General features: G+C 49.2%; 16 protein-coding genes. 13 read left to right on the top strand and 3 right to left on the bottom strand.

The window, feature by feature from the left end; all coding sequences use genetic code 11:
* Positions 1-7: 7 nt before the first annotated feature.
* The 8 genes from BK126_RS10390 (at position 8) to corA (ending at position 7,161) form a co-directional block, all read left to right on the top strand.
* Positions 8-844 carry an ATP-binding cassette domain-containing protein gene (locus BK126_RS10390; RefSeq protein ID WP_052512113.1) on the top strand — a complete coding sequence of 279 codons (837 nt, stop codon included), beginning with the start codon at positions 8-10 and terminating at the stop codon, positions 842-844.
* 66 nt (positions 845-910) lie between these two features.
* Positions 911-1,519 carry an ABC transporter ATP-binding protein gene (locus BK126_RS10385; protein ID WP_076312437.1) on the top strand — a complete coding sequence of 203 codons (609 nt, stop codon included), beginning with the start codon at positions 911-913 and terminating at the stop codon, positions 1,517-1,519.
* A 19-nt stretch (positions 1,520-1,538) separates the two neighbouring features.
* A complete protein-coding gene (locus tag BK126_RS10380) occupies positions 1,539-1,718 on the top strand; it encodes a hypothetical protein (RefSeq protein ID WP_047912818.1) in 180 nt (59 codons plus the stop codon).
* Between the two features lie 69 nt (positions 1,719-1,787).
* Positions 1,788-2,027, top strand: a complete 240-nt coding sequence (locus BK126_RS10375) for a hypothetical protein (protein ID WP_047912819.1) — start codon at positions 1,788-1,790, stop codon at positions 2,025-2,027.
* Positions 2,024-3,895, top strand: coding sequence for a heavy metal translocating P-type ATPase (locus BK126_RS10370; protein WP_076312436.1), 1,872 nt, complete (start codon positions 2,024-2,026; stop codon positions 3,893-3,895). The genes BK126_RS10375 and BK126_RS10370 overlap by 4 nt, the downstream gene beginning before the upstream one ends.
* Before the next feature lie 368 nt (positions 3,896-4,263).
* Positions 4,264-4,881: a DUF47 domain-containing protein gene (locus BK126_RS10365; protein ID WP_076312435.1), complete on the top strand. Its 618-nt coding sequence runs from the start codon at positions 4,264-4,266 to the stop codon at positions 4,879-4,881.
* Between the two features lie 14 nt (positions 4,882-4,895).
* Entirely contained in the window at positions 4,896-5,882 is a 987-nt protein-coding gene (locus BK126_RS10360; RefSeq protein WP_076312434.1) for an inorganic phosphate transporter, read from the top strand.
* A gap of 313 nt (positions 5,883-6,195) precedes the next feature.
* A complete protein-coding gene (corA, locus tag BK126_RS10355; RefSeq protein ID WP_076312433.1) occupies positions 6,196-7,161 on the top strand; it encodes a magnesium/cobalt transporter CorA in 966 nt (321 codons plus the stop codon).
* A gap of 110 nt (positions 7,162-7,271) precedes the next feature.
* Here corA and BK126_RS10350 read toward each other — a convergent pair whose 3' ends face one another.
* A complete protein-coding gene (locus BK126_RS10350) occupies positions 7,272-7,886 on the bottom strand; it encodes a hypothetical protein (RefSeq protein WP_047912824.1) in 615 nt (204 codons plus the stop codon).
* A gap of 475 nt (positions 7,887-8,361) precedes the next feature.
* On the opposite strand from BK126_RS10350, the gene BK126_RS10345 reads away from it, so the two are divergent.
* The 4 genes from BK126_RS10345 (at position 8,362) to rlmD (ending at position 12,691) form a co-directional block, all read left to right on the top strand.
* The gene (locus tag BK126_RS10345; RefSeq protein WP_047912825.1) at positions 8,362-8,652 is read left to right on the top strand and encodes a YerC/YecD family TrpR-related protein; all 291 of its coding nucleotides are present in this window, start codon (positions 8,362-8,364) and stop codon (positions 8,650-8,652) included.
* Between the two features lie 3 nt (positions 8,653-8,655).
* A complete protein-coding gene (locus BK126_RS10340) occupies positions 8,656-9,429 on the top strand; it encodes a sirohydrochlorin chelatase (protein ID WP_076312658.1) in 774 nt (257 codons plus the stop codon).
* Positions 9,430-9,841: 412 nt separating this feature from the next.
* Positions 9,842-10,723, top strand: a complete 882-nt coding sequence (locus BK126_RS10335; protein ID WP_047912947.1) for a diacylglycerol kinase — start codon at positions 9,842-9,844, stop codon at positions 10,721-10,723.
* A gap of 129 nt (positions 10,724-10,852) precedes the next feature.
* On the top strand, positions 10,853-12,691 hold the full coding sequence (rlmD, locus tag BK126_RS10330) for a 23S rRNA (uracil(1939)-C(5))-methyltransferase RlmD (RefSeq protein WP_076312432.1): 1,839 nt from the start codon (positions 10,853-10,855) through the stop codon (positions 12,689-12,691).
* Positions 12,692-12,938: 247 nt separating this feature from the next.
* On the opposite strand, the gene BK126_RS10325 is transcribed toward rlmD, so the two are convergent.
* Positions 12,939-13,568: a chloramphenicol acetyltransferase gene (locus BK126_RS10325; protein WP_076312431.1), complete on the bottom strand. Its 630-nt coding sequence runs from the start codon at positions 13,566-13,568 to the stop codon at positions 12,939-12,941.
* Between the two features lie 374 nt (positions 13,569-13,942).
* Here BK126_RS10325 and BK126_RS10320 point away from each other — a divergent pair, with 374 nt between their 5' ends.
* Positions 13,943-14,917 (top strand): threonine ammonia-lyase, encoded by a 975-nt coding sequence (locus tag BK126_RS10320; protein WP_256702771.1) that lies wholly within the window; start codon positions 13,943-13,945, stop codon positions 14,915-14,917.
* Here the strand turns inward: BK126_RS10320 and BK126_RS10315 are convergent.
* A complete protein-coding gene (locus tag BK126_RS10315; RefSeq protein WP_076312429.1) occupies positions 14,914-15,795 on the bottom strand; it encodes a LysR family transcriptional regulator in 882 nt (293 codons plus the stop codon). The genes BK126_RS10320 and BK126_RS10315 overlap by 4 nt on opposite strands.
* Between the last annotated feature and the right edge of the window lie 9 nt (positions 15,796-15,804).

Below are 15,804 nucleotides of genomic sequence, written 5' to 3'. Positions count from 1 at the left end.
AGAGCCTATGACAACATCTTTATTGGAAATCCACGATTTAAATATTTCGTTTACCCGATATGACAAGGGACTCAGGCAGATGGATATGCCCATGATCCGTAATCTTTCCATGACCATTGATCCAGGTGAAATTGTAGCGGTCGTTGGAGCCAGCGGTTCAGGTAAAAGCCTGCTGGCCCACGCTATACTAGGAATTTTACCAAGAAACGCTAAATGGAATGGAAGTCTCACCTTCGATGGACAGTCCCTTACTCCAAAGCTGATTAAGAAGCTGAGAGGCAGAGAAATCGCAATTGTGCCACAATCTGTTGACTTCCTTGATCCACTGATGAGAGTTGGCATGCAGGTCAGACAAGCTGTGCGGGTTGGAGATCCTGTCGAGGAGCAGATCAAAGCCTTTCGAAAAATGCGGCTTGGTCCGAAGGCGGCGAAGCGCTACCCGTTTCAGCTGTCGGGCGGGATGGCCCGGCGTGTGCTTGTATCCATTGCATCGGTCAGCGGCGCCAGACTGCTCATTGCTGATGAGCCTACGCCGGGACTCGATGAGGGGGTTGTACAGGAGACGCTGAATATGTTCAGGCAGTTTGCGGATGCCGGCACAGCTGTTGTGTTTATAACACATGATTTGGAAGCGGCTTTGTCCATTGCGGACCGGGTTGCCGTGTTCTATTCCGGGACGGTACTTGAAATGGCGGAGGCTGCTGATTTTACTGGGAAGGGCGAGCGTCTTCGTCACCCGTATACACAGGCATTATGGCGAGCGCTGCCTCAGAACGATTTTGCCGTGCCGGAGGAAATTGACTATGCCATGGCAGCCGCAGCAAGAGAAGGGCAGCTGATCTGATTCACTGCCAGGGCAGTGTTAAACGCAGAAGATACGAACATAACCCGAGGGTAGGGAGATAAGCTCATGATGCTTGAAGCTCACAACATAAGCAAGCGGTATGGCAGGGAGCAGTGGCTGTTCCGGGAAGCAAATGTCCAGGTGAAACAAGGGGAGGCTGTAGGATTGCTAGGCCCCAGCGGCTGTGGGAAGTCCACTTTATGCCGAATTATGTCAGGCTATGACAAGGAGTTTGAGGGCAAGGTTCTGCTGGACGGAAGACCGTTGCCAAGCACTGGCTACAGACCAATCCAGCTCATATTCCAGCATCCAGAACGTGCGGTTAATCCTCGCTGGAAGGTGGGCCGGATATTAAGTGAAGGCTGGCAGCCCGACGAGGAGCTGCTTGCAGCGCTCGATATCCATCCAGATTGGCTGGAGAGGTGGCCGGCGGAGCTCTCCGGCGGGGAGCTGCAGCGAATTTGCATTGCTCGTGCTTTGGCTCCGCAGACCCGGTTTTTCATAGCAGATGAGATGACAACGATGCTGGATGCCATTACCCAGGCTCGAATATGGAAGGCGGTGCTTGGCTTGGCAGAAAAGCGGAAGATGGGGCTTGTCATTGTCAGCCATGACCGTCATCTTCTGAATCGGATCTGTACTCGGGTGATAGATTTTACAACCTATCAAAAATAAGAATTGGCGGTGAGCTGAGATGAAGAAATGGATAAGAATAGCTGCACTTATCGCAGCTTATACCCTCTTGGCCGGACACACCTCCTGTGAAGACATCAAGCCGCGTCCGGGCCAGACGGTGAAGCCGGATGAATCCGCTGCCATGGAAGGGAACGGATCACTGACTACAGCGCAGCATGAGATTCAGCCTGAACTTTAGTCTTGGTTAGAGGGAGCTGGCATGGTACAGCAGCCCTTCCAAGTATAAATAGAGGAGTGTGTCTATACGATGGAAGTCGTTATGCATGAAGGCTATCACGGAATATTGACCCGGCATCATCATAACCGGAATCGGAACAGCAGGACCGGAGGCCCTGACCCGGACGAGGAAGACAGCTATGAATCCCAGGATTCGGAGCAGCGGCAGCTGAGTAAAGAGCGTGCAAATACCCGTCATAAGCTCATTTCGGCATGTGTAGTTATCGCCGGCTTAACGGCCTATGTCATTTGGGAGTTTAGTCAATTATGAATACAGTGCAGCTGAGGAACGTGTATATATGGTTTCTGCCGCTGGCTGTCGGGCTCGCCTTACTCGTCTCTTATATTCCGATGCTGGACGAAGTCGCGGGATTTCCACCCGCATTCTATGCCATGCTGCTTGGAGGCGGGGTTATCGCATACCGCGCACTTCTGGCTGTATTGGATACACACAGGCTGACTGCAGGCACTCTGGTCGTTATTACGATGGCAGGCTGTGCCTACCTCGGGTTTTACAAGGCTGCCGCACTTGTGGCACTGATGATGCTTGTGGGTGAGCTGCTTGAGGAAATTACACTGTACCGGACCCGGCAGTCTTTCGAGGAGCTGCTGGCACTTGTACCGGAGGAAGCCTCCGTATGGCGAGACGGATCATGGATGCGGGTGTCTACCTCGGAGCTTGCTCCGGGTGACCGCGTGCTGGTAAGGCCAGGAGAACGTATACCTGCCGATGGGACCGTGACGAGAGGCAAGGCTTCCATCAGCGAAGCTGCTCTGACGGGAGAACCGATGCCACAGGACAAGGCCGCAGGCAGCCAAGTATACCAGGGGACTGTTGCTGAGTTTGGCTCAATTGAGATGACCGTGGCAAAAACCGGAGAAGAAACAACGATGGGCCGAATTATTGCCTCTGTGCTGGATGCACAGGAAACGAAGGGCCCCATGCAAAGGCTTGCCGACCGGATTGCCGGTTATTTTACACCGATCATTCTCGGAACTGCTGCAGTTACCTGGCTGTTCACGGACGATCTTGTACGTACGATGACCGTGCTGGTTATTGCCTGTCCATGTGCACTTGTACTCGCTACGCCTACCGCTGTGGTTGCCAGTGTGGGCAACGTTGCCAAGCGGGGTGTGCTCGTAAAAGGCGGGCGTGCTATGGAGGCACTCTCCCGGGTTAATCTGGTTTGCTTCGACAAGACCGGAACGCTTACGGAGGGCAAGCCCGTGCTGAAGCAGATCAAGTCATTTGGAAGCATGACGGAAGCAGAGCTGCTATGCTGCGTGGAAGGGGCAGAGCGATATTCCGAGCATCCGATCGGTCTCGCGATCAGGGAATATGCGGAGGAACGTGAGCTCAGGATTGCCGAAGAGCCGAGGGACTTCAAGCAGGAAATCGGCATGGGTGTTAGTGCAGTCGTGTCGGGCAAGCGGGTTAGGGTGGGGAATGAACGTCTCGTAGAGCAGTGGACGGGCAGCGCTGCAGACGCGGAGGCGGCTGTGCAGTTTCTGGCGGAGCATCAGCATGAGACAGCCCTCCTCATTATAGTAGAAGAAGAATTGGCGGGAGGTCTCATCATTGGAGATCAAGTGCGGGATGAGGCGGATCAAGCACTTGCCCATATTCGAAAGCTTGGCGTTTCAAGGATTGTGCTTCTGACCGGAGACAGTGAAGGAGCCGCCGCATCGTTACAGCGGGAGCTGAAGCTGGATGATGTTCATACAAGACTGCTTCCGCACGACAAGCTGGCTGTTATTCGCCGCTATCAGCGAGAGGGCTACGTTGTAGCCATGGTAGGTGAAGGCATTAATGATGCGCCCGCCCTGGCCGCAGCCGATGTAGGGATTGCGATGGGAGCGGCAGGGACCGATCTGGCGATTCAGTCGTCACAGGTGGCCTTGATGGGCGACCGGCTTGAGAAGCTGCCTGAGGTCATGCGAATCAGCCGTTCAACGATGTTTATCGTAAGGCAGAACATCTGGATCTTTGCCGTGGCGTTTAATGTCATTGGTATCCTGCTTGCAGCGTCAGGATGGATTGACCCGGTTATGGGTGCAGCCATTCATAATGTTGCGTCACTATTCGTAGTGATGAATTCGGCAAGATTGATCCGCAAGAAAGCTGGGTTTTCAGTATAATTCAATATGCATATTAGGAGCCTGAGGCTTGAATTTATGGTTTAGTTATAACCGGAATTCAAGCTGAGGCTTTTTTTGTTGTACATATGACACAGTTCAGAGTTCATCCATGCTCGATAGAATATGATTCTTTTTACACATCTAATGGTTATATCTAGGAATATCAAGGATATAGATGGAAGCTATGTGAGTCATTTGGATAATTGAGACATGATCAGGTCACTCTACATGAAGATGGCAACGTAGAATTATGAAAATTGTTCGGTTTTTGTGTAAACGCGGTGTAAAGTATGTTAAGATATCAAATGTTGTCATTTCATTTCATTACATTACATTTCACGCAATCTTTCTGTGAAGGGGATATAAGAATGGCTTTGAAGAAGAAGAAGGATATATTTTTTGAGTCACTGGAGAGTATGGCCGATACGGTCGTACACGCTGCGGATTATTTTGCCCAGCATGTCGGAAGCCTGAACAACATGGCCGAGTTTACGAATCAATTGAAGAAGTATGAGTCCGAGTGTGACAACTACACACATACGATTATCAAAGAACTGAACAAGACGTTTATTACACCGATTGAACGTGATGATATCATGGCGCTCGCTACGACGCTTGATGATGTGATGGACGGTATCGAAGCAACCGCATCCCGATTCTACATGTACAATCTGACAGATCCGGATCAATATATTGTGCAGTTTGCTGAGATCATCCGCGAATCTGCTTACGAAATTCAAAAAGCGGTACATTTGCTCTCTCAGAAGAAGCTGCTTGCCATCCGTGAGTATACGATTCGTTTGAACGATCTGGAGAATCAAGGGGACGAGCTTCTTCGTATTTGTATCAAGAACCTGTTCGACACGGTCACAGATCCCATTGAACTGATTAAACGCAAAGAAACTTACGAGCGTCTTGAGACGACAACCGATGCTTGCGAGCATGTGGCTAACCGTCTTGAATCGATCATCATGCGGAACTCGTAAGGAGCATACTGATTATGGAAACTACGATATGGGTATTAGGGATTGTCATCTTCCTTGCGCTGGCCTTCGATTTCATTAACGGGTTCCACGATACGGCGAATGCCATTGCAACATCGGTATCGACGAGAGCTCTGACACCGCGCCGGGCTATTATTCTTGCAGCCAGCATGAACTTTATCGGTGCGCTGATGTTTACAGGGGTTGCGAAAACGATCGGGGGCAGTGTAGCAGACCCCACCAAGCTGGATAACGGGATCAATATCGTAATTGCGACGCTTATCGCTGCGATTGCATGGAATTTGATCACCTGGTGGTTCGGACTCCCGTCCTCTTCATCCCATGCACTGATTGGAGCGCTTGCGGGTGCCGTGTTTATCGGTGAAAGAAGTGAGCTGAATTGGGCAGGATTTGCGGATATTGTAAAAGGTCTGATCTTCTCTCCAATCATTGCCTTCGTCATCGGTTATGTTGTGATGACCATTCTGAAATGGATCTTCGCCAAGCGCAGTCCGCATACGGTCAACAAGGGCTTCCGTACCATGCAGATCTTCACAGCTGCACTCCAATCCTTCACACACGGTACGAATGATGCGCAGAAAGCGATGGGGATTATTACATTCGCTCTCGTTGCAGGTAAAGTTCAGGATACGATGGAGGTTCCACTGTGGGTTAAGATCGCGGCAGCAACAGCGATGGCCGCAGGTACAGCAGTGGGCGGCTGGAAGATTATCAAGACTATGGGTACTAAAATATTCAAAATTGAGCCGATCAACGGTTTTGCAGCGGATTTCTCAGCGGCATCCGTCATCTTCGGTGCAACGCTGCTGCACCTTCCGGTCAGCACCACACATGCGATCACCTCGGCGATCCTCGGTGTAGGCTCAGCTAAACGCTTCAAATCCGTGAAATGGTCGCTGGCAGGACGTATTGTGGTAACCTGGTTTATCACCATTCCGATTTGCGGTTTTCTTGCCGGCCTGATTATGTGGTTATTCTTCTAAGCACTTCGTTTTTTAAATAGATGTACAATAAACAGAACCCGGATCACCGCGAAGCTGTGGATTCATTTCGCGTTGTTGCCGGGTTTTCCGTTTGCTCCATGTGGAAAATGTTTATAACTCTGTGAATATGGGGACATCTAAGGGTAATAAAAGTCATATAAAAAAGTTATCCACTTGTGGATAGATAAATCAGCTATAATTATACAGTCCGTGCTTGCTTCTCTTTCAACGATGTGGGTTTGAACAGAGATGAGGAAGCAGGGCTTTTTTGTTCCGTAATATTTGTGATAGAGAGGGAAAGGCGTGATGCCCCATTATTCGGACGATGGCAATAACCCATGATCATAAAGTGATCAAAGAGTTACATCTACTCGATATTCGGATTGAGGATTATGATTTTGTGTGGACAGATTTCAGTGCTCCGACAGAAGAGGAGTCCCGGCTGCTACAGGATTATTTTCACTTTCATCCACTGGCTGTTGAGGATTGCCTGCACGTCCTTCAGCGCCCTAAGCTGGATTACTATGGGGATATTCAATTCATGGTGCTTCATGCGATCCGTCAGCAGGAGGAGAAACCGCACGAGGTGGATCTGTTTCTTGGCCCGAACCTGCTGGTATCCTATCATCATGAGCCGCTTGACGAACTGAATCAGGCCTGGGAGCGTATCGGGGGAGAGGCGGAGAGGCGTACCATCTGGAGCAGAGCGCCCATTGCGGCCGCCTATACAGTGATGGATAAGCTGGTCGATGGTTACTTCCCGGTCTTGTTTGCCATTGAGGATGAGCTGGCCGAGCTGGAAGGAAGGAGCGGTAACGCCCCGATGGATGAGCTGGTCAATCACGTATTTCTCATTCGAAGCAAGCTGCTTCGTTTGCGCAATACGATCGTGCCCATGCGAGATCTCTTGTATCGAATTGTCAACTCACAGCATATACAGGGGCAGAGCCGAAGTGATCATAAGCTGTATTTTATTGATATCTACGATCATCTGCTGAAGCTGACAGATATGCTGGACGCTGACCGGGAGATGACGGCAGATCTGCGGGACAGCTATATTTCGCTGAACTCGAATCGAATGAACAGCATTATGAAGACGCTGACGGTCATTACGACCTTGTTCATGCCCCTTACACTGATTGCCGGCATCTATGGGATGAATTTTCATTATATGCCGGAGCTCGGCTATCGATATGGATATACAGCGGTCATCGTGGTGATGCTCCTGCTGGGCAGTGGAATGATGATTTGGTTTAAGAAGAGAGGCTGGTTTAAATAAGTAAATCTTGCTCCATTCAAAAGGCGCCTTAACCTAAATAGAAGCACCCCGCGCTGAAGATCCAGCTGCGAAGGGTGCTTTATGAGGTGTTCTGCATCAGCCGGCTTGAATTATCTCCTTCTCTTTTTGGAGGATGAGGGAGAGTAGGGCTTGGAGGACGAAGTTTTGCGGCGTTTTTTGCCCGTGGAAGTCGTCTTCCTGCGTTTACGCTTCTTCCTCGGACGGTAGTAAGAATCGTCGTAAGTGGGTGATGTGGACTCTGCTGCTTTATTTGCTGCTGCAGCAGCTCCAAAGGGGAGTAGACCTGCAAACAGCTTCATCATCGGGGCCATCTGCTGGACTCCGTTGACAACCTGCTGAACCTTCCCCATCCCATTAACGATCCCGTCAATGCCGCCAATTCGGTCAAACAGACCTTTCAGATTGCTCAGGTTATTCCCAATTCCGCCTAAATTGCCGAGCAGACCTCCCGTTGTGGCCGCTGCCTCGGTTTCGGCTGCCTGCTGTGTCACCTGATTCGCAGGATATACAGGAGCCTGCTGCTGAGGCATTGCATAAGGTGCTTGCGGCTGAGCAGGTACTAATGCATAGGGTTGTGCAGTGGGAGCCGGCGCAGGCGCAGACGGCTGGTTATAGTGTGGAATCCCAGGATAGGGTGAATACTGATTAGGGTCCGTGAATGCCCGAGCTTGCCGGCTGCGTCTTCTGTAGTGTTGTTGAGACATCGGTAGATCACATTCCTTTGCGCATGGTTTAGTATAGTGTATGTTGATGAGGTGCTCTGCGTTTAAGAAAATGCGAGATTTTACGGGATATTGGCGGATTTGGGCTCCGGCCCAAGCGGTTGTACCACATAAGAACAGAGAAAACCTACGGATAAAAAAGTACGGATATTTACCGATAAATAGAGTGAGTCAACAGGATTCCATCCACAGGGGAACGAATTAACATGAAGTCGGGGTATCGATATGTCCATGACTTCTTATATAACAGGAGCAAAAGGTATCACATTTCATTGCAAACCTGTGCATTATGGTATAATGTAGTTTGGCGTCGGTGTGCTGATCTTACCAGCTGTGTATAACGATGAAGGCTCGGGATGATTTTATTCTGCATCGCGTGAAAACGGTAATGCTTGAAATACCAATAACGTGTAGTTACAATGAAATAGTATTCATAGTAACCTTAGGGGATGATAACATGCAGCTGAAGAAGCTAAATGATAAAAGTATAGATCAATTATTTGAAGCCATTTTGACACTTAAGGACATCGAGGAGTGCTATGTATTCTTTGACGACCTGTGCACGGTGAACGAGATTCAATCCTTGTCTCAGCGTCTGGAAGTGGCCCGTATGCTGGGTAAAGGCAATACGTACAATCAGATTGAGTCGGAGACGGGGGCAAGTACGGCCACCATTTCTCGTGTTAAGCGCTGCTTAAATTACGGAAATGACGGCTATAAGATGGCGCTGGAGCGCCTGGGACGCTAAATGATGATGAAGCCGGGAGTTCTGATCATCAGCCATGGATCCAAGGATTCGGGCTGGACTGAGCTTGTGGATCATGCCGTCATGCAGCTGTCACTGCCTGAAGGAGTGCCTGTATATGCTTCTTTTCTGGAGAATGTAGAGGGAAGGCTTATTCAGGATGGAATTGATGAACTTGAACAGAAGGGTGTAACAGATATACTCGCTGTTCCTTTGTTTATTTCAGCGGGAAGTACGCATGTAGATGAGATTGAATATGCCCTTGGAGCCAAGCCTGTTCCAGAGAAGGAAACGGATCTTGAACCTTTTCGGGTGAAGTCACGTGTCCATTATGGACATCCGCTGCATGATGATCCGCTGCTTGCTACGATGATCTGGGACAAGCTGAAACCCTATTCGCAGGAGCCTTCTGAGGAAGTTATTCTGCTGATTGGACACGGCAGCCGTCACGACGGATTTCGGCAGCGATGGGAGCAGGGCTTCTCTACGCTCGCTCGTCTGGTTAAGGACATCAGTGGAGTTTCTCAAGCGGATTACGCACTATTGAATCCAGATCATATCAAGGATACGGCTGCTGGCTACATAGAACAAGGGTACCGGGTTCTGGCGATGCCGCTGTTTTTGAGTGCAGGGTATTTTACGAATGTAGAGATACCGAAGCGGCTGGATGGAATTCATGTCGAGTACAGTGGGGATCGTACGCTCTTGCCGCATCCTTTGCTGCATCAGTGGATTGAGGAGCAAGTGGACGATATGCTGAGAGCCTTGGCGGACGCATAGCAGGACATAATTCTATCGTGATTGTTATTTATATTCGGTTATTATTGGAAATGCATATGGAATACAATAGAATAAGGAATAGAGGCCTGGCCGTTTGTCCTAAAAACAGTGGTATGATGCGAACTGAAATAAAGACGACGGCCGGTTTTTTGTTGTATAATAAACTATTGGATGTAAGAAACAGGTTGAGTTAGACATTAAGCGGCCGTGTTTTTGGGAATAGTAAGAAGATGAATTCATTTCATAATCGCTGTCGCTATGATACTATTTCTATCGTTTGCTCGGATTCATTTTATAACGCGGTATTCAGGGTATTACGAACTGGAGTGAAATTATAAGATAAGTGCCCAAGGCTGGTTGTATGGGATCATTGGGATATTTGCTAAAAGTGGGTGGCGTAAGGATCATGACTATGAAAAAGGCGAGATTAATCTATAATCCGACGTCAGGTCGGGAAGAGGCGAAGCGAAGACTCGCGTCAATATTGCAGCGTTTGGATGAGGGCGGAATTGAAGCATCCTGTCACGCAACGACGGGCGAAGGGGATGCGACTAGGGAAGCATCGGAAGCGATTGATCGCGGATACGATATGATCATTGCTGCAGGTGGAGACGGAACGCTGTATGAAGTCATTAATGGGATGGCAGGTAAAGAAAATCGGCCGCCGCTGGGCATTTTTCCGCTGGGGACGACCAATGATTTTGCAAGAGCGCTCGGAATCCCAAGGCATTGGGAGGATTACTGCGATATGGTGATCCGCCAGGAGACACGTCCTGTCGATCTGGGTCTTGTGAATAATCGTTATTTTATCAACATTGCCGGTGGTGGAACGCTGACAGAGCTGACCTATGAAGTACCAAGCCGTCTGAAGACCATGATTGGTCAGCTAGCTTATTACATGAAGGGCATGGAGAAGATGATTAATCTTACCCCGCAGGAGCTCTACATCAAGGCCAGGGGGCAGGAGGACATTCATGATGAATTCATGCTGTTCCTGATCGCCAATACGAACTCGGTCGGTGGTTTCGAGAAGCTGGCACCGGGTGCGACGATTGATGACGGATTGTTCGACGTCATTGCTCTGAAGAAATGTAATCTGGCGGAGATGATTCGCCTTGTAACGATGGCGCTCCGCGGAGAGCATCTGGGTGACAAGAAGGTCATTCACTTCCAAACAGACTATATGGAGGTTACCTCACCGGGTGAAGTGCTGCTTAATCTGGACGGAGAGCTGGGCGGGTCCCTTCCGGCAAGCTTCAGAAATATGCCCCATCATATCCAAATCTACAGATAGACGGAGGCAGGTACTTCGAGTAATGTGAAATCTGATTCAGTATACAGCTGAATTGTTAATGGAGTAACAACTGGAATTCAATTACATTTTAAATCGAGAAAATCAACAAATGAGAGGAATTACGCAAAGATGAACAACAACCGCAGCGGTCGTGGAAAAAACCGCCGGAGCAGTGAAGTAAAGGCTGGAGCAGCGAATGCAGGAGCAGGTAAGGCAAGTGGAGGACGTCTTCAAGGGAAGGATCATCGTGCCGGGAAGACAGATAACAAGCAGACTGGAGTAATGTCAAGAACAGGGGTGCGGCCGCAAGGCGAGGCATCTTTTTCTGCTGACTATGGACAGTCCGGTGGGAGTTCGCGACGTTCGGAGATGGGACGCGGAGAAGCTGCAGGTAGCTCTCGAAGTTCGGAGAAGAACGGAAGCGGTACTTCTAGAAGAAGCAGAGGGAAGAACAGCGACCGCGGCTCGGGAAGACATCAGCAGGCATCACGAGATATTGCGGCAGAGTTAGGGCTTCCGATCGCGAAGAATGATGAAACGGTTATTGATATCATCGGGATGAATCATGATGGTGAAGGTGTCGGTCGTGCAGACGGTTATACCTTATTCGTTGCGGGAGCACTCCCGGGTGAGAAGGTTCGTGTAAAGGTACTGAAGACGAAAAAGCAGTATGGTTATGCGAAGCTGCTTGAGATTATTACCGCAAGCAAGGACCGTGTCGCTGCACCGTGTCCGATCTATGATCAATGCGGCGGCTGCCAGCTGCAGCATATGAGCTACGAAGGACAGCTGGCATGGAAGCGCCAGATCGTCGTGGATAACTTGACGCGGATTGGCAAGCTGAATGTGATCACTGGACAACCCGATTATCCACAAGTGGATAACTCCGCTGCAGTTATGGAAGATACTCACAGTGCTGGGGACAAACCTGTGTATGAAGGCATTCAAGTGCTTGAGACATTAGGGATGCAGGAGCCATGGCGTTACCGGAACAAGGCACAGGTGCCGATGGGTGAAATCGACGGTGGCCTGATCGGCGGCTTCTATGCCAAGGGCAGCCACCGCATCGTGGACATGGAGCGCTGTATGATTCAGCATGAGCACAATGACGAGGTCGTTGAGCAGGTTAAGCAGATTGGCCGCAGTGTCGGAATTAGAGCATATAATGAAGAAACAGGCAAAGGACTGCTTCGCCATGTGGTCGTGAAGAAGGCATTCCGTACCGGCGAGATCATGCTTGTGCTCGTCACGAATGGAGACAGTATTCCCCATGTGGAAGCTTGGATTCATGGAATCCGAGAGCAGATTCCTCAAGTGACGAGCATTTGTCAGAACGTGAATACGAAGAAGACCAACGTTATCTTCGGTGACGTTACCCGCGTGTTATGGGGCAGTGAGGTCATCTATGACTATATCGGAGATATCAAGTTTGCCATCTCTGCACGTTCCTTCTATCAAGTCAATCCGGTACAGACTGAGGTGCTGTATGGCAAGACGGTAGAGTATGCCGGGTTGACGGGGAAAGAGACCGTCATCGACGCCTACTGCGGAATCGGGACGATCTCACTGTTCCTTGCCCAGCATGCTGAGCATGTGTACGGGGTCGAGATCGTGAAGGAAGCGATTGAGGATGCGAAGAAGAATGCAGATCTGAACGAGATCACGAACGCCACCTTCGAGGCCGGCCCATCCGAGGATGTCATTCCGAAGTGGAAGGAGCAGGGCATCACTCCTGACGTGATCGTCGTCGATCCCCCGCGCAAGGGCTGCGATTCAAGACTTCTGGATACGATTCTGGAGATGCGACCAGAGCGTGTGGTGTATGTGTCCTGTAATCCATCGACCCTGGCCCGCGATCTGCGCGTCCTGGAGGACGGCGGGTTCAAGACGGTGGAGGTTACGCCGGTGGACATGTTCCCGCATACGGTGCATGTGGAGAGTGTGGCGGTGTTGGTTCGGAAACACTAATAATTGAGGTGTATTGGCGTATACAGACGGAGCGGGAGAATTCCCGCTTCTTTTTTTGACTATAAGTTCGATTTGGGGCGGCTATTGATAGTCGCCCTTTGTCGTACCCCAACGAGTGCCTGAAATTTTTGCGAATATCATCTGTACGCACAAAGAAAGCCCCAACCAGATCGGCGGGGCAAAGTAAGTAGCGTGATGATTCTATTATTAACATGATGTCTGCTACGATACTTAGTTCTCTACTCTGTTAAAGATTTTTCTGTAAATACTCAACAAATTTTCCCACATGAAAACCATCTATAAAAGAGTGATGCACTTGAATGGAAAATGGTATATAAACTTTTCCGTCTTTTTCATGATATTTTCCCCAATCAAACATCGGATTGGATTTATCGCTTTTACCAGCAAGTGTATGCGAAAAATGTGTGAATTGGACCCACGGTAAAGATGAAAATTGATAAACATCATTTGCAACGGGCCCTGTAATATACTCTTTTTGATTCTGGATAGCTTCTTTTGCAATCGTAATATATTCTTCAATATCAGCCGTCATAGGAACATTTACTACCTTAAACAGTTCTGTCTCAGCATTCAAGTAAGTAAAAGATGTATGAATGGTGTCGTAGAGAACAACTTCATTATCTAAAAATCGATACCGAAATTCTTCAATATCATTTGCACACCTAGTGACAGTATGTATAAAAGCCAATGAAAACGACCATTCATTTTCTTTTACTTTTGATAAAAAGTTCGTAATATCCAATTCTAAACAAACATTATATTGCGGTTGAAGTGCATTCCTAAAAATTTCACAATGAAGCCGTCTTTTCCAATTGGATGTATCTATTATTTGGTATGGATTTTTTTGTTGGGTCATAATGATGCTCTCCTTTTTATACCGTATACTTGCTCTCCTTTTAGTCTATACAAATAAATCTTCTTTCGCTATCCTGTCCGTTCGTTCAAAAAGTAAGTCTTACAATAAAGTTTCACAGAGCCGTTAGATAAACTGCTTAGAAAGTAGCCCTAATCTTAAATCTCTCTCTCAGCCCATAGTCCTCAGAGGTGTGATAAACGATGTTGTTTCTACCCTGGATCCCTCCGATCCGCAAAATCTGTCATGTAGCGAACGGTCATGCGATGATTAAGGTATCTAATGGATATCATTAATCTTTGCAATGAATTCCGGATTCGGGAGTGTGTTACGCTTGAAGCAACATTTAAGCGTAATCCAACAAGGGTGGTGTTATCTTGCTTCAGGTTTCCTTACTCGATATCCTTCAAGCCCATCGTCGAATTCGCGACCTGGTGAGGGAAACTCCGTTGATCCGTTCGGAGGTATTATCTGCTCATGCGGGAGCCGATATATGGCTCAAAATGGAAGGGCTGCAGACGACAGGCTCTTTCAAGCTGCGCGGAGCGTACAACAAAATACTGTCGTTAACGAATGAAGAGAGGAGACGGGGGGTCGTTACGGCTTCCTCCGGAAATCATGCTCAAGCGATTGCCTATGTGGCTTCCAGGCTGAATATATCGGCTTTAATTATTGTGCCCGGGATTACACCGGAGACGAAGAAAGCCGGCATCCTTCGATACGGCGGGGAATTGATCGTATATGGCGACAAATATGACGATGCCGAAGCGTATGCATTGGAATTATCGCGTACGACGGGAAGAACGCTCATCCACGGCTCCGAGGATAACGAGATTATTGCCGGGCAAGGGACGGTCGCGTTGGAGGCATTAATGCAGATGCAGGACTTCGACGCGATCCTGGTTCCCGCAGGCGGAGGGGGGATTTTGTGTGGGACGGCGGCTGCTGCCAAAGCGATCAACCCCCGCATTCAAGTTATCGGAGTGCAAACCGACACCTCTGCACCGTTCTATCATTCCTTTAAGGCTAAACAAATGATCAATGTCGAATTCGGTACGAGCATCGCGGACGGTCTGTATGGCGGAATCACGCAGGCAAATCTGGAGATGGCGCTGCAGCTGGTGGATGATTTCGCTCTTGTTCAGGAAGATCAGCTGTCAAAGGCGATTTATTGGATGGCGCGAGAGCACCATGCCATGATAGAAGGCGCGGCGGCGGTCGGCATCGCTGCGCTGCTGTCGGATGCCGTGCCGAACCTTAGAGGCAAGAAGATTTTGACCGTGGTGACCGGAAGCAACGTGGACAGCAAGCTGTTCACGGACATCATGCATAAGCACGAGTACGCGTTCTAGGAAGGACTGCGCGAATTCCAGGATTGCTGCAGCTGTTGGCAGAAGGACTGGAGCGTAACCTCCGACACCCGCTGCTTCAGGAAGATCAGCGAGGTTTGAATATCGTGATCGGAATAATAGAGCGGAATCATATCGCCATTCTCCAGATCTTCCTTAATAAAACTTTCGCTGATCAGACCGATGCCCGTCTTATGCAAGACGGCGCGGCGTATCAACTCTTCGCTCTCGCTCTCGATTATGGATTTCGGCGTGTAGTCGATCTGGGACAGGCAGTATTTCACTTCTTCGCCGAAGATGCCGCTGTCCTTATAGGTAATAAAGGGATAATCCACGAATAGTTGTTCCCGGCTGCTGCTCTCCAGGCTCTCGCTTGCCGCTACCAGAACCATTCTCTCCTTGTCTAACGGAACGACCTCCAAGACGGAGTTGCTGCAACCGCCCGCAATGACGCCCACGTCGGCCTGGTTTTCGCAGATCAAGCGGATCGTCTCCTTGCTGTCCGACGAGATCAGCTGCATGTTCACGCCGGGATGCAGCCGGAGGAAAGATCCGATGAAGAGCGAGAGATGATGAGTCCAATAATATTCGGGAGCCGCGATATTCAAGATGCCTTGTGGATGGTTCAAGCGTCGGACCGTATTCTCCAGCTCCTCCATAACCGCGAACAATTTGTCCGTATGATGCTTCAACTGTTTGCCCGCTGATGTGAGGAAAGTTTTCTTACCTACCCGATTGAACAGCGCATGTCCGATTTCTCTCTCCAGCACCTGGATCTGCAACGTAATAGTCGGCTGAGTATAGCTAAGAATCGCTGCCGCTTTCGTTAAATTAAGTTCTTCTGCCACCACGTGAAAGGTTTTTAAATTTCGAAGCTCCATTATATCCCT

Source organism: Paenibacillus sp. FSL H7-0326, assembly GCF_001955535.1.
Taxonomy (GTDB): Bacteria; Bacillota; Bacilli; order Paenibacillales; family Paenibacillaceae; genus Paenibacillus; species Paenibacillus shunpengii.
Note: the sequence above shows the minus strand (reverse complement) of the source record. Positions and strands in the feature narration are given on the sequence as shown.

Bases quoted from the DNA above. Each gene is read 5' to 3' on its own strand.
- BK126_RS10370 (WP_076312436.1), top strand. From the start codon at position 2,024: ATGAATACAGTGCAGCTGAGGAACGTGTATATATGGTTTCTGCCGCTG.
- BK126_RS10345 (WP_047912825.1), top strand. From the start codon at position 8,362: ATGCAGCTGAAGAAGCTAAATGATAAAAGTATAGATCAATTATTTGAA.
- BK126_RS10335 (WP_047912947.1), top strand. From the start codon at position 9,842: ATGAAAAAGGCGAGATTAATCTATAATCCGACGTCAGGTCGGGAAGAG.
- BK126_RS10350 (WP_047912824.1), bottom strand. From the start codon at position 7,886: ATGTCTCAACAACACTACAGAAGACGCAGCCGGCAAGCTCGGGCATTC.
- BK126_RS10340 (WP_076312658.1), top strand. From the start codon at position 8,656: ATGATGAAGCCGGGAGTTCTGATCATCAGCCATGGATCCAAGGATTCG.
- BK126_RS10385 (WP_076312437.1), top strand. From the start codon at position 911: ATGATGCTTGAAGCTCACAACATAAGCAAGCGGTATGGCAGGGAGCAG.
- BK126_RS10380 (WP_047912818.1), top strand. From the start codon at position 1,539: ATGAAGAAATGGATAAGAATAGCTGCACTTATCGCAGCTTATACCCTC.
- BK126_RS10375 (WP_047912819.1), top strand. From the start codon at position 1,788: ATGGAAGTCGTTATGCATGAAGGCTATCACGGAATATTGACCCGGCAT.
- BK126_RS10325 (WP_076312431.1), bottom strand. From the start codon at position 13,568: ATGACCCAACAAAAAAATCCATACCAAATAATAGATACATCCAATTGG.
- BK126_RS10315 (WP_076312429.1), bottom strand. From the start codon at position 15,795: ATGGAGCTTCGAAATTTAAAAACCTTTCACGTGGTGGCAGAAGAACTT.
- BK126_RS10390 (WP_052512113.1), top strand. From the start codon at position 8: ATGACAACATCTTTATTGGAAATCCACGATTTAAATATTTCGTTTACC.
- rlmD (WP_076312432.1), top strand. From the start codon at position 10,853: ATGAACAACAACCGCAGCGGTCGTGGAAAAAACCGCCGGAGCAGTGAA.
- BK126_RS10365 (WP_076312435.1), top strand. From the start codon at position 4,264: ATGGCTTTGAAGAAGAAGAAGGATATATTTTTTGAGTCACTGGAGAGT.
- BK126_RS10360 (WP_076312434.1), top strand. From the start codon at position 4,896: ATGGAAACTACGATATGGGTATTAGGGATTGTCATCTTCCTTGCGCTG.